This window comes from Rhizobium sp. SL86 (assembly GCF_026672545.1).
Lineage (GTDB): Bacteria > Pseudomonadota > Alphaproteobacteria > Rhizobiales > Rhizobiaceae > Neorhizobium.
In genome coordinates, this window is record NZ_JAPPRJ010000001.1 from 1,174,855 (window position 1) to 1,185,267 (window position 10,413).

The following is a 10,413-nucleotide window of genomic DNA, read 5'->3' on the forward strand; positions in this document are numbered from 1 at the left end:
CTTTTGCCGATTGGAGCCTTTATGTCCGGAAGCCGCGTCCTGTGGGGACAAGTCGCCATCGTTCTCCTGATCGTGCTCACCGCCATCTGGTGTGCGACGGAATGGACGGCGTGGCGTCTCGGCTTTCAGGCGCAGCTTGGCGTCCCCTGGTTCGAGGTGGCTGGCTGCCCGATCTACTATCCGCCCATCTTCTTCTGGTGGTGGTATTGCTACGACGCCTATGCGCCGCCGATCTTCGTTGAAGGCGCCTGCATCGCCGTGTCGGGCGGCTTCATCTCGATCATCGTCGCCATCACCTTGTCGGTGATCCGAGCGCGCGAGGCGAAGAACGTCGCTACCTACGGCTCGGCGCGATGGGCCGAACCGGAGGAAATCCGCGCCGCCGGATTGCTCGGCCCCGATGGCGTATTGCTTGGCCGGCTCGACGGCGGCTATCTCCGCCACGACGGCCCGGAGCATGTGCTGTGCTTCGCGCCTACGCGGAGCGGCAAAGGCGTCGGTCTCGTCGTGCCGACGCTGCTGACCTGGCCGGGCAGCACGATCATTCACGACATCAAGGGCGAGAATTGGGGCCTGACCGCCGGTTTCCGATCCCAGCATGGCCGCGTGCTGCTGTTCGATCCGACCGATCCGGCATCGTCGGCCTATAATCCGCTGCTGGAGGTGCGTCGCGGCGACAAGGAAGTCCGCGACGTGCAAAACATCGCCGACATCCTCGTCGATCCCGAAGGCGCCCTCGATAAGCGCAACCATTGGGAAAAGACCAGCCATTCGCTGCTGGTCGGCGCGATCCTGCATGTTCTCTACGCGGAACGTGACAAGACGCTTGCCGGCGTCGCCAACTTCCTCTCCGATCCGAAGCGGCCCGTCGAGGCGACGCTGCGCGCCATGATGAACACGGCGCACCTCGGCGAGGCCGGTGTCCACCCGGTCATCGCGTCCTCGGCGCGCGAGTTGTTGAACAAGTCCGACAACGAGCGATCGGGCGTGCTCTCCACCGCAATGTCGTTCCTCGGCCTGTACCGCGACCCCGTGGTGGCGAAGGTGACGGCGCGCTGCGACTGGCGCATCGCCGATCTGGTAACGGGGGAGAGGCCGGTCAGCCTCTATCTCGTCGTCCCGCCCTCCGACATCAACCGCACCAAGCCGCTGATCCGCCTGCTCCTCAATCAGGTCGGACGGCGTCTGACCGAAGACCTGAAGACCTCCGCCAACCGGCATCGCCTCCTATTGATGCTGGACGAGTTTCCGGCGCTCGGCCGTCTCGACTTCTTCGAGAGCGCACTCGCCTTCATGGCGGGCTACGGCATCAAGTCCTTCCTGATTGCCCAGAGCCTCAATCAGATCGAAAAGGCTTACGGCGCGAACAACAGCGTGCTCGACAACTGCCATGTGCGCGTCGCCTTCGCCACCAACGACGAGCGCACCGCCAAGCGCGTGTCGGACGCCCTCGGCACCGCGACCGAGATGCGCGATTCCACCAACTATGCCGGCCACCGGCTGTCGCCCTGGCTCGGCCATCTCATGGTGTCTCGGCAGGAGACGGCGCGGCCGCTGCTCACCCCCGGAGAGGTGATGCAGCTCCCGCCCGCCGACGAATTGCTGCTGGTCGCAGGTGTGCCGCCCGTGCGGGCAAAGAAGGCGCGCTACTACGAGGATGCTCGTTTCAAGGAACGCATCTTGCCGCCGCCGAAGGCGCCGACAGCGTCCGCGCCGGCAGCGCAGTCCGCGGATGATTGGTCGACGCTGGCGATCCCGGCGGCATCGGCTGGAGCAACATCCGACAACGGGAATGGTGTGAGCTTCGATCCGGCCAATGCCGGCATTCGCCGCGAGCCGGAATTGCCGGAACATGAGGAGATCGCGCCACCCGAGCGATCACCCCTCAGTGAGTTCGATGTTCTCGACGACGATCCCGATGTGGACGCCGCCCGGGCCAGCCGCTTGCGCCAGCAGGTCACATCGAATGCCCGGCAGGCAACGATGGACCCGGCTGATGGCCTCGAACTGTGAGGATGGCCATGCAGACCAAGACCCGCATGAATGTCTATTTCGACCCGGAACTTCTGAAGAAGGTCGAGGCGCTGGCGCTCCGTCGCAACATCTCCAAATCCGCCGTCATTGAAGCCGCCGTCGCCTCCTTCCTGTCGGCGGATGCGTCCGAGCGACTTGAGGCCGTGTTCGCGCGCCGCATGGATCGCATCGGCCGACAGATCGATGGACTCGATGAAGACATAGCCATTGTCGGCGAAACGCTCTCGCTGTTCATTCGCTTCTGGCTGACCATCACGCCGCCGCTGCCCGACAGCGCGCAGGCATCGGCGAGGGCGAAAGGCGCAGAGCGCTTCGAGAGCTTCGTGCAAACTCTTGGGAGGCGACTGGCGACAGGGGATCGGTTCTTGAAGGAGCTGTCCCGCGATGTCGATGCGAACCGAGAGGAGACGAACGCGAGGGCCTAATTCGCCTCACATGGAAGAGCCTTCGGTTGGGATCGTCGGTCGGCGAGATTGACGCCGAGCGCTGCAAGCGTGCAGACGCCGAGCAGGATGGCCGTGCCGACGGTGTCGCCCCGTCCAACCCACCCCGCGACGATCGGTGCCAGCACAAGCAGCGCGCCGTTGTTCATCGATTCTGACGACGCCAGCACGAAGCCGGCGTCCGAGCCGGCCCGGCTCGCTTGAATGGCGGTGTTGGCCGGTGCGGCGAGGCCTGATGCAAAACCCCAGAGAGCCAGTAGCCCGATTGCCAAACCGAGGCTCGGGTTGGTCGCGAAGAAGGCGCTCTGCGTTACGCAGATGAGCGCGATAGCGAAAATGAGGACGGTCTCTGGCCGTCCGGCCCAGGCGGCGAGGCGCCCGATGGCAAGGTTGCCTGCCGCGAGACCGACCCCGAAGGCGGTGACCGAGAGCCCGACCATGCTGGTGGAGAGACCATAGCGGTTGCGCAGAACCTCGCCGGAGATCAGGAAGCCGGCAATGGTCGCGCCGAGCCAGAAGCCCTTGGAGAGGTTGGGCCGGAAGGTCGCGCCATCGAGCAGGCGGGCCGCCGAGGCTTTGAGCGGTCGGCCCTGCCGCGCCACGGAGGGAGGCAGAATGCGCGCGGCCAGCACGAGAACGGCGAGGCAGCCGCAGGCGACGGCGATGAACGGCACCTGCCAATCGAAGGCATCGGTGAGGAGCCCCGCGAAGGTCGGGCCGGTGGCGATGCCGAGGGTCAGGCCGAAGAGGACGAGGCCCATGGCGCCGGCTTGGCGATCTTCGGGAACGGTCTCGGCGATCAGGGCGAAGGCGGTCGGCGTCAGGGCTGCGCCCGCTGCGCCACCGAGAATGCGGGCGATGATCGCGAAGGTCAGCGACGGCGCGAAAGCGACGGCCAGCGCGTCGGCGGCAAACAGCGCCAATGCTGGGAGAAGCAGGCGCCGCCGGCCAATCCGATCGCTGAGGAGGCCGATGAGCGGGGCAAGCACGGCGTAGGACACCGCATAGGCAGAGACGAGCCAGGCGATATCGGCGGGTTTCTCGGCGAAGGCCGACGCCAGCGGCGTCAGCATCGGCGCGAGCATGAACTCAACCGCGCCGACGAAATAGACCGCGAGCGCCAGGGTGGCGAGGATGAGCGAGGGCGATGGGGCTGGTTTCGGCATGGGCAAGCGTCTCCGGTACGCTGATGTCGTCCTGACCGGAGGCAGCCTTCAGGGTGATGAGAAGCTTCTGGCGACGGGTTTCGAGATCGGCCATCTGCCGTTCGATCGCCGCAAGCTTCAACCGATGTGCAGCGGCCACCTTCGGACAGGCGGTGACCGTGGCGGGATCGTCGACTATGCAGTTGAGAAAGGTTGCGATTTCCTCGGTGGTGAAGCCGAGCCGGATCATCCGGCCGATGCGGCGCACCAGAAGCATGTCGGCTTCGTCGAAATCGCGGTAGCCGTTCTCCTCGCGGGTGGCGCGGATCAGGCCTACCTTCTCGTAGTGACGGATGGAGCGCACGCTCGCCCCCGTCCTTTTTGCAACGTCTCCGATCTTCATCCGCCCTCCTGCTGCATCTCGTAACCCCTGACATCAATGTCAGGGTCAAGAGGCAATCGATCAAGGAGCAACCGCGTTCTTTTCCGTGCCGACCGGGTGCTGCATGCGGGAACTGACCGCGACGCGATTCCAGATGTTGATGGTTCCGATGGCGATCGTCAGTTTGGCGATGTCGGTCTCCGAGAAGATGGCGCGGACGGTTTCAAAAGCAGCGTCGGGAATGCCCGTCTCGGCGGCGAGCGTCACGCTCTCGGTCCATTCGAGAATTGCCCGGTCGCGCGCATCGAAGAACGGGGACTCGCGCCAGACGGCGACGAGATGCAGCAACTGGGCGTCCATCCCGTCCGCCAGAGCGTCCTTCACATGCAGGTCGACGCAGTAGGCGCAACCGTTGATCTGCGAGGCGCGCAACTTGACGAGATGAAGCGTGCGCTTGTCGAGGCCCGACTTGGTCACGGCGCCGTCGAGGGTGCGGACAGCCTGATAGAGTTCGGGTGCCAGCGCGGCGATGTTCAGTCTGGGGTGCATGGGTGCCTCCGGTAGCGAGAGGGGTTGGCTGAGAATCATGGATAATATATATCCATGATTAGGACGCAATCCAAGAACGGAACGGGAGAAGGCGATGCGGCGCATGAGCGACGGGGTGGAGGCGGCGCTGCACTGTGCCTTGGTGCTGGCCGGATTGCGGGAGGGCAAAGTGCTTCCGGGCAAGAGTCTCGCCGAATTGCACGGCGTTTCGGAAACCTATCTTCTGAAGCACCTGCGGGCGCTCGCTGCGGCTTCCGTCATTGATGCCGTGCCGGGGCCGCGCGGCGGCTATCGGCTGGCGCGCGACCCGGCGCGCATCACGTTGCTCGACATCGTCGAAGCGATCGACGGACGGGAGCCCGCCTTCGTCTGCCGCGAAATCCGCCGGCGCGGCCCCGGCAAGGCGAAGGACCCGTGCGCCTACAAGGCCGATTGCTTCATCAAGACCCGCATGATCGCCGCCGAGGAGGCTTGGCGGACTGCCCTGCAACAGCAAACCCTTGCCGATCTCGTTGCCGACGGAGCCCAATTGATCGACGCGCACAACAAGAAGGCGGTGGCGACCTACGTCGAGAACGCACAGCGCTGAGCGATATCGGCCGGCCGACAGCGAATAACCAATCCCGCCAATCACCGCCTTTTCTTCGCCAAGGCCGCACGTCATCAAAACCTTGTTGAATCAGCCCAATTTCCGGCCCTTTTAATCGACCCCGTCTGGGGACCGTCTGACTTCTCCCCGGCGAGATCGGGGATCAGATGGCGGTTTCGCATCACAATACGGAAGGCTTGGCTCGTGGCGCGCGGATGCTGCGCACGGCGCTTGGGTCCGCCATCGCCCGGTTTCTCGAAGACGCCGCCGTCGTCGAGGTGATGCTGAACCCGGACGGGCGCATCTGGATCGATCGTCTTTCCGAAGGATTATCCGACACCGGCGAGCGGCTATCGCCGGCAGATGGCGAGCGCATCGTGCGCCTGGTCGCGCATCACGTCGGCGCCGAGGTTCATGCAGGTCACCCGCGCGTCTCGGCCGAACTACCCGAGACCGGCGAACGGTTCGAGGGGCTGTTGCCGCCGGTGGTCGCGGCGCCGGCCTTCGCTATCCGCAAGCCTGCGGTTGCCGTGTTCACGCTCGACGATTACGTCCGCGCCGGGATCATGTCGGCGGCGCAGGCCGAGGCGCTGCGGGCTGGCGTCGCCACCCGCGCCAACATCCTCGTCGCCGGCGGCACCTCGACCGGCAAGACGACGCTGGCCAATGCGCTGCTGGCGGAGGTGGCGAAGACCTCCGATCGCGTCGTCATCATCGAGGATACGCGCGAGCTGCAATGCGCGGCACCGAATCTTGTAGCGATGCGGACCAAGGACGGCGTCGCCTCGCTCTCCGATCTCGTGCGTTCTTCACTTCGCTTGCGCCCCGACCGCATCCCGATCGGCGAAGTGCGCGGCGCAGAGGCACTCGACCTGCTGAAAGCGTGGGGCACCGGCCATCCGGGCGGCATCGGCACGATCCACGCCGGCAGCGCCATCGGCGCGCTGCGGCGGATGGAACAGCTCATCCAGGAAGCCGTCGTCACCATCCCGCGCGCGCTGATCGCCGAGACGATCGACCTCGTCGCCGTGCTCTCCGGCCGTGGCTCCGCCCGCCGGCTCACCGAACTCGCCCGTGTCGATGGCCTTGGTCCGGACGGCGATTACCGCGTCGTGCCCGCCGTCGACGGCGCATCGAACGCGATCAGCTCCAACCCGGAAGGAGAAACTCCGTGATCCAAGTCGCACGCCTCGCGCGCCAACGCCTCGCCATGACCGTATCGATCGTCGCGCTCAGCGTGGCGCTGACGGCGCCCGCCCATGCCTCCGGCTCTTCGATGCCGTGGGAACAGCCGCTGCAGCAGATCCTGCAGTCGATCGAAGGCCCTGTCGCCAAAATCATCGCCGTGATCATCATCATCACCACGGGCTTGGCGCTCGCGTTCGGCGACACCTCTGGCGGGTTCCGCCGCCTGATCCAGATCGTCTTCGGCCTGTCGATCGCGTTTGCCGCCAGCTCGTTCTTCCTCAGCTTCTTCTCGTTCGGCGGCGGAGCGCTGGTCTGATGGCGGGTGTCGACGACCAGAGCGGCGAAGTGCCGGGTTTCACCGTGCCGGTGCACAGGGCGCTGACCGAGCCGATCCTGCTCGGCGGCGCCCCGCGTGCCATCGCCATCATGAACGGCACGCTCGCCGGCGCTGTTGGTCTCGGCCTTCGTCTCTGGCTGGTCGGCATCGTCATCTGGGCCATCGGCCACCTTGCGGCGGTGTGGGCGGCGAAGCGCGACCCGCTCTTTGTCGAGGTCGGTCGCCGTCATCTGCGCATCCCTGCGCACCTTTCGGTCTGAAGGGGCGCGGCCATGATGAACCTCGCCGAATATCGCAACCGCAATCGACGTCTCGCCGATTTTCTCCCCTGGGCGGCCTTGGTCGGCCCTGGCATCGTGCTCAACAAGGACGGCAGTTTCCAACGCACTGCAGGCTTCCGTGGTCCCGATCTTGACTCGGCTGTGCCCGCCGAGTTGGTCGCCGTCGCAGGCCGCCTCAACAATGCCTTCCGCCGTCTCGGCAGCGGTTGGGCGATCTTCGTCGAGGCGCAACGCCATGCAGCGGGCGTCTATCCCGCGAGCCGCTTTTCCGATGCTGCCTCGGCGCTGGTCGATGCCGAGCGGAAAGCCGACTTCGAAGAAGCGGGAGCACACTTCGAGTCCAGCTACTTCCTGACCTTCGCCTATCTGCCGCCGGCCGAGGACGCCGCGCGCGCCGAGACATGGCTCTACGAAGGCCGCGAGAAGACCGGCATCGACGCGCACGAGGTGATGGCCGGTTTTGCCGACCGCACCGACCGGCTGCTGCATCTCATCGAAGCCTTCATGCCGGAGTGCCGCTGGCTCGATGACGGCGAGACGCTAACCTATCTGCACGGCTGTGTCTCCACGCACCGGCATCGCGTCCGCGTTCCCGAGACGCCGATGTATCTCGACGCGCTCTTGGCCGATCAGCCGCTCACCGGCGGGCTGGAGCCGCGGCTGGGAGCGCAGTACCTGCGCGTTCTGACCATCACCGGCTTTCCGACAGCGACGACACCGGGCCTGCTCGACGAACTGAACCGGCTCGCCTTTCACTATCGCTGGTCCACTCGCGCCATCCTGCTCGACAAGACCGATGCCACGAGACTGCTCACCAAGATCCGTCGTCAGTGGTTCGCCAAGCGTAAGTCGATCGCCGCGATCGTGAAGGAGGTGATGACCAACGAGCAATCCGTGCTGATGGACACGGATGCCTCGAACAAGGCGGCAGATGCCGATCTCGCGCTTCAGGAACTCGGCGCCGACTATGCCGGCATCGCCTATGTCACCGCCACCGTGACGGTGTGGGACGCCGATCCGCGCGTCGCCGACGAGAAGCTGCGGCTGGTCGAGAAGGTTGTCCAGGGCCGCGACTTCACCGCGATGGTGGAGACCATCAACGCGGTGGACGCCTGGCTCGGCAGCCTGCCGGGGCATGTCTATGCGAACGTCCGGCAGCCACCGATTTCCACGCTCAATCTCGCCCACATGATCCCCCTCAGTGCCGTGTGGGCGGGGCCGGAACGGGACGAGCACTTCGGCGCCGCTCCCTTGCTCTTCGGTAAGACCGAAGGCTCGACCCCGTTCCGGTTTTCCCTTCATGTCGGTGATGTCGGCCACACGCTGGTGGTCGGTCCGACCGGTGCCGGCAAATCGGTGCTGCTGGCGCTGATGGCCTTGCAGTTCCGCCGTTATGCCGGGGCTCAGGTCTTCGCCTTCGATTTCGGTGGTTCGATCCGCGCCGCCGCGCTCGCGATGCGGGGCGACTGGCACGATCTCGGCGGCGGCCTGACGGACGGATCGGAAACCTCCGTCAGTCTGCAACCGCTCGCCCGCATCGAACAGACCGCCGAACGCGCCTGGGCCGGGGACTGGATCGTCGCCATCCTCATCCGCGAAGGCGTCGCCATCACACCGGAGGTCAAGGAGCACATCTGGACGGCGCTGACCTCGCTCGCCTCGGCACCGATCGAGGAACGCACGATCACCGGCCTCTGCGTCCTGTTGCAGTCGAACGACCTGAAGCAGGCGTTGCGTCCATATTGTATCGGCGGGGCCTGGGGCCGGTTGCTCGATGCTGAGAGCGAACATCTCGGCACAGCCACCGTGCAGGCGTTCGAGACCGAAGGGCTGATCGGCACGGAAGCCGCGCCCGCCGTTCTCGCCTATCTCTTCCACCGCATCGAGGATCGGCTCGACGGATCGCCGACGCTCATCATCGTCGATGAGGGCTGGCTGGCGCTCGACGACGAAGGCTTCGCCGGCCAGCTTCGCGAATGGCTGAAGACGCTGCGCAAGAAGAACGCCAGCGTGATCTTCGCAACACAAAGCCTGTCAGACATTGACGGATCGGCGATCGCGCCCGCGATCATCGAGAGTTGCCAGACCCGGTTGCTGCTGCCGAACGAGCGCGCGATCGAGCCGCAGATCACCGCCATCTATCGCCGTTTCGGTCTCAACGACCGCCAGATCGAGATCATCGCGCGGGCCATGCCCAAGCGCGACTATTACTGCCAGTCTCGGCGCGGCAACCGGCTGTTCGAGCTGGGCCTGTCGGAGGTGGCATTGGCGCTCTGCGCCGCGTCCTCGAAGACGGATCAGGCGGGGATCGCGAAGATCGTCGCCGAGTACGGCCGCGATGGTTTCCTCGACGCCTGGCTGCGCCATCGCGGCTCCGGCTGGGCCGCCGACCTCATTCCCGACCTCACCAATCTGGAGACACGCCCATGACACTGTGCCGTTCGCGCGCGGCGCGCTTCGCCGCCGCCTTGCTTTCAGCCTCCGCCGCCATCGCGCCGATGCTGCCGATGCCGGCGCAAGCCATCATCGTCTTCGATCCGACGAACTATGCGCAGAACGTCCTTCAGGCCGCCCGCGCGCTCCAGCAGATCACCAACCAGATCACCTCGCTGCAGAACGAAGCGCAGATGCTCATCAACCAGGCCCGCAATCTGGCGAGCCTGCCGTATTCCTCGCTCCAGCAGCTTCAACAATCCGTGCAACGCACGCAGCAGCTTCTGGGGCAGGCGCAGAACATCGCCTATGACGCTCAGCAGATCGATCGGGCCTTCCAGCAGAAATATTCGGCCGCCTCGATGTCGGCGTCGGACCAGCAACTCGTCGCCGACGCCCGCTCGCGCTGGCAGAACACGGTCGGCGGCTTGCAGGACGCCATGCGCGTGCAGGCCGGCGTCGTCGGCAACATCGACACCAACCGCGCGCAGATGTCGGCGCTGGTCGGCGCCAGCCAGTCGGCGAACGGTGCGCTTCAGGCGACACAGGCCGGCAATCAGCTTCTCGCGCTCCAGGCGCAGCAACTCGCCGACCTCACGGCGGTGGTCGCCGCCAACGGCCGGGCGCAGGCGCTCAGCGACGCCGAGCGGGCGGCCGCGGCCGAGCAGGGTCGCGAACAGCGCCGGCGCTTCCTGACGCCGGGCACGGGCTACCAGCCCGGTTCGGCCAAGATGTTCTACGGCAGCAACTGAGGGTACGGCGATGGACGGCAAGACCCTCGCACGCTTCGGCGCCGTCGCCTTCGTCGCGGTGGCGATCACCGCCTCGGTGATCGAGCTGACTCGCAAGGACGAAGCGACGGAGATCCGTACCCTCAGCCGTCCTCACGTCAGTGATCCCGGATCGCTGCGAGCCACGCTACGGCATTGCCGGGACCTGGGCGAGGCCGCCAGCCGTGACGCGGCCTGCCTCAAGGCATGGGCGGAGAACCGGGACCGGTTCCTCGGCGCTACTTCACCGGAGGCGCATTGA

At 65.9% G+C, this 10,413-nt stretch carries 12 protein-coding genes and 1 pseudogene; 9 read left to right on the forward strand and 4 right to left on the reverse strand.

The annotated features are described in order from the left end of the window. The first annotated feature begins 21 nt into the window (after positions 1-21). Both OU993_RS05950 and OU993_RS05955 read left to right on the forward strand, forming a co-directional pair. Positions 22-2,013 (forward strand): conjugal transfer protein TraG, encoded by a 1,992-nt coding sequence (locus tag OU993_RS05950; RefSeq protein ID WP_268155335.1) that lies wholly within the window; start codon positions 22-24, stop codon positions 2,011-2,013. An 8-nt stretch (positions 2,014-2,021) separates the two neighbouring features. Continuing rightward, complete coding sequence (locus OU993_RS05955) at positions 2,022-2,459, forward strand: CopG family transcriptional regulator (protein ID WP_268155336.1); 438 nt, start codon at positions 2,022-2,024, stop codon at positions 2,457-2,459. Here OU993_RS05955 and OU993_RS05960 read toward each other — a convergent pair. The 4 genes and pseudogenes from OU993_RS05960 to OU993_RS05970 all read right to left on the reverse strand — a co-directional run bounded on the left by OU993_RS05960 (position 2,456) and on the right by OU993_RS05970 (position 4,553). Beyond that, a complete protein-coding gene (locus OU993_RS05960; protein ID WP_268155337.1) occupies positions 2,456-3,643 on the reverse strand; it encodes an MFS transporter in 1,188 nt (395 codons plus the stop codon). The genes OU993_RS05955 and OU993_RS05960 overlap by 4 nt on opposite strands. Further along, positions 3,567-3,842 (reverse strand): hypothetical protein, encoded by a 276-nt coding sequence (locus OU993_RS28835; protein ID WP_442792934.1) that lies wholly within the window; start codon positions 3,840-3,842, stop codon positions 3,567-3,569. Before OU993_RS28835 ends, OU993_RS05960 begins: the two co-directional genes overlap by 77 nt. A gap of 45 nt (positions 3,843-3,887) precedes the next feature. Continuing rightward, positions 3,888-4,025 (reverse strand): annotated as a pseudogene (locus tag OU993_RS28840) (MerR family DNA-binding transcriptional regulator); the annotation flags it as partial. A 60-nt stretch (positions 4,026-4,085) separates the two neighbouring features. Further along, the gene (locus tag OU993_RS05970; RefSeq protein ID WP_268157529.1) at positions 4,086-4,553 is read right to left on the reverse strand and encodes a carboxymuconolactone decarboxylase family protein; all 468 of its coding nucleotides are present in this window, start codon (positions 4,551-4,553) and stop codon (positions 4,086-4,088) included. A gap of 94 nt (positions 4,554-4,647) precedes the next feature. On the opposite strand from OU993_RS05970, the gene OU993_RS05975 reads away from it, so the two are divergent. The 7 genes from OU993_RS05975 to trbK-alt all read left to right on the forward strand — a co-directional run bounded on the left by OU993_RS05975 (position 4,648) and on the right by trbK-alt (position 10,413). Continuing rightward, positions 4,648-5,142 (forward strand): Rrf2 family transcriptional regulator, encoded by a 495-nt coding sequence (locus OU993_RS05975; protein ID WP_268155340.1) that lies wholly within the window; start codon positions 4,648-4,650, stop codon positions 5,140-5,142. A gap of 167 nt (positions 5,143-5,309) precedes the next feature. Beyond that, positions 5,310-6,317, forward strand: a complete 1,008-nt coding sequence (gene trbB / locus OU993_RS05980; RefSeq protein ID WP_268155341.1) for a P-type conjugative transfer ATPase TrbB — start codon at positions 5,310-5,312, stop codon at positions 6,315-6,317. A gap of 35 nt (positions 6,318-6,352) precedes the next feature. Further along, positions 6,353-6,646, forward strand: coding sequence for a TrbC/VirB2 family protein (locus OU993_RS05985; protein WP_268157531.1), 294 nt, complete (start codon positions 6,353-6,355; stop codon positions 6,644-6,646). After that, entirely contained in the window at positions 6,646-6,927 is a 282-nt protein-coding gene (locus OU993_RS05990) for a VirB3 family type IV secretion system protein (protein WP_268155342.1), read from the forward strand. The genes OU993_RS05985 and OU993_RS05990 overlap by 1 nt, the downstream gene beginning before the upstream one ends. Positions 6,928-6,939: 12 nt before the next feature. Beyond that, positions 6,940-9,378, forward strand: coding sequence for a conjugal transfer protein TrbE (gene trbE, locus OU993_RS05995; RefSeq protein ID WP_268155343.1), 2,439 nt, complete (start codon positions 6,940-6,942; stop codon positions 9,376-9,378). Next, entirely contained in the window at positions 9,375-10,133 is a 759-nt protein-coding gene (gene trbJ, locus OU993_RS06000) for a P-type conjugative transfer protein TrbJ (protein WP_268155344.1), read from the forward strand. Before trbE ends, trbJ begins: the two co-directional genes overlap by 4 nt. A 10-nt stretch (positions 10,134-10,143) precedes the next feature. Then, a complete protein-coding gene (gene trbK-alt / locus OU993_RS06005; RefSeq protein ID WP_268155345.1) occupies positions 10,144-10,413 on the forward strand; it encodes a putative entry exclusion protein TrbK-alt in 270 nt (89 codons plus the stop codon).

Coding starts and splice junctions, on each gene's coding strand:
- OU993_RS05985 (WP_268157531.1), top strand. CDS start 6,353: ATGACCGTATCGATCGTCGCGCTCAGCGTGGCGCTGACGGCGCCCGCC.
- OU993_RS05955 (WP_268155336.1), top strand. CDS start 2,022: ATGCAGACCAAGACCCGCATGAATGTCTATTTCGACCCGGAACTTCTG.
- trbE (WP_268155343.1), top strand. CDS start 6,940: ATGATGAACCTCGCCGAATATCGCAACCGCAATCGACGTCTCGCCGAT.
- trbB (WP_268155341.1), top strand. CDS start 5,310: ATGGCGGTTTCGCATCACAATACGGAAGGCTTGGCTCGTGGCGCGCGG.
- trbK-alt (WP_268155345.1), top strand. CDS start 10,144: ATGGACGGCAAGACCCTCGCACGCTTCGGCGCCGTCGCCTTCGTCGCG.
- trbJ (WP_268155344.1), top strand. CDS start 9,375: ATGACACTGTGCCGTTCGCGCGCGGCGCGCTTCGCCGCCGCCTTGCTT.
- OU993_RS05970 (WP_268157529.1), bottom strand. CDS start 4,553: ATGCACCCCAGACTGAACATCGCCGCGCTGGCACCCGAACTCTATCAG.
- OU993_RS05975 (WP_268155340.1), top strand. CDS start 4,648: ATGCGGCGCATGAGCGACGGGGTGGAGGCGGCGCTGCACTGTGCCTTG.
- OU993_RS05960 (WP_268155337.1), bottom strand. CDS start 3,643: ATGCCGAAACCAGCCCCATCGCCCTCGCTCATCCTCGCCACCCTGGCG.
- OU993_RS05990 (WP_268155342.1), top strand. CDS start 6,646: ATGGCGGGTGTCGACGACCAGAGCGGCGAAGTGCCGGGTTTCACCGTG.
- OU993_RS05950 (WP_268155335.1), top strand. CDS start 22: ATGTCCGGAAGCCGCGTCCTGTGGGGACAAGTCGCCATCGTTCTCCTG.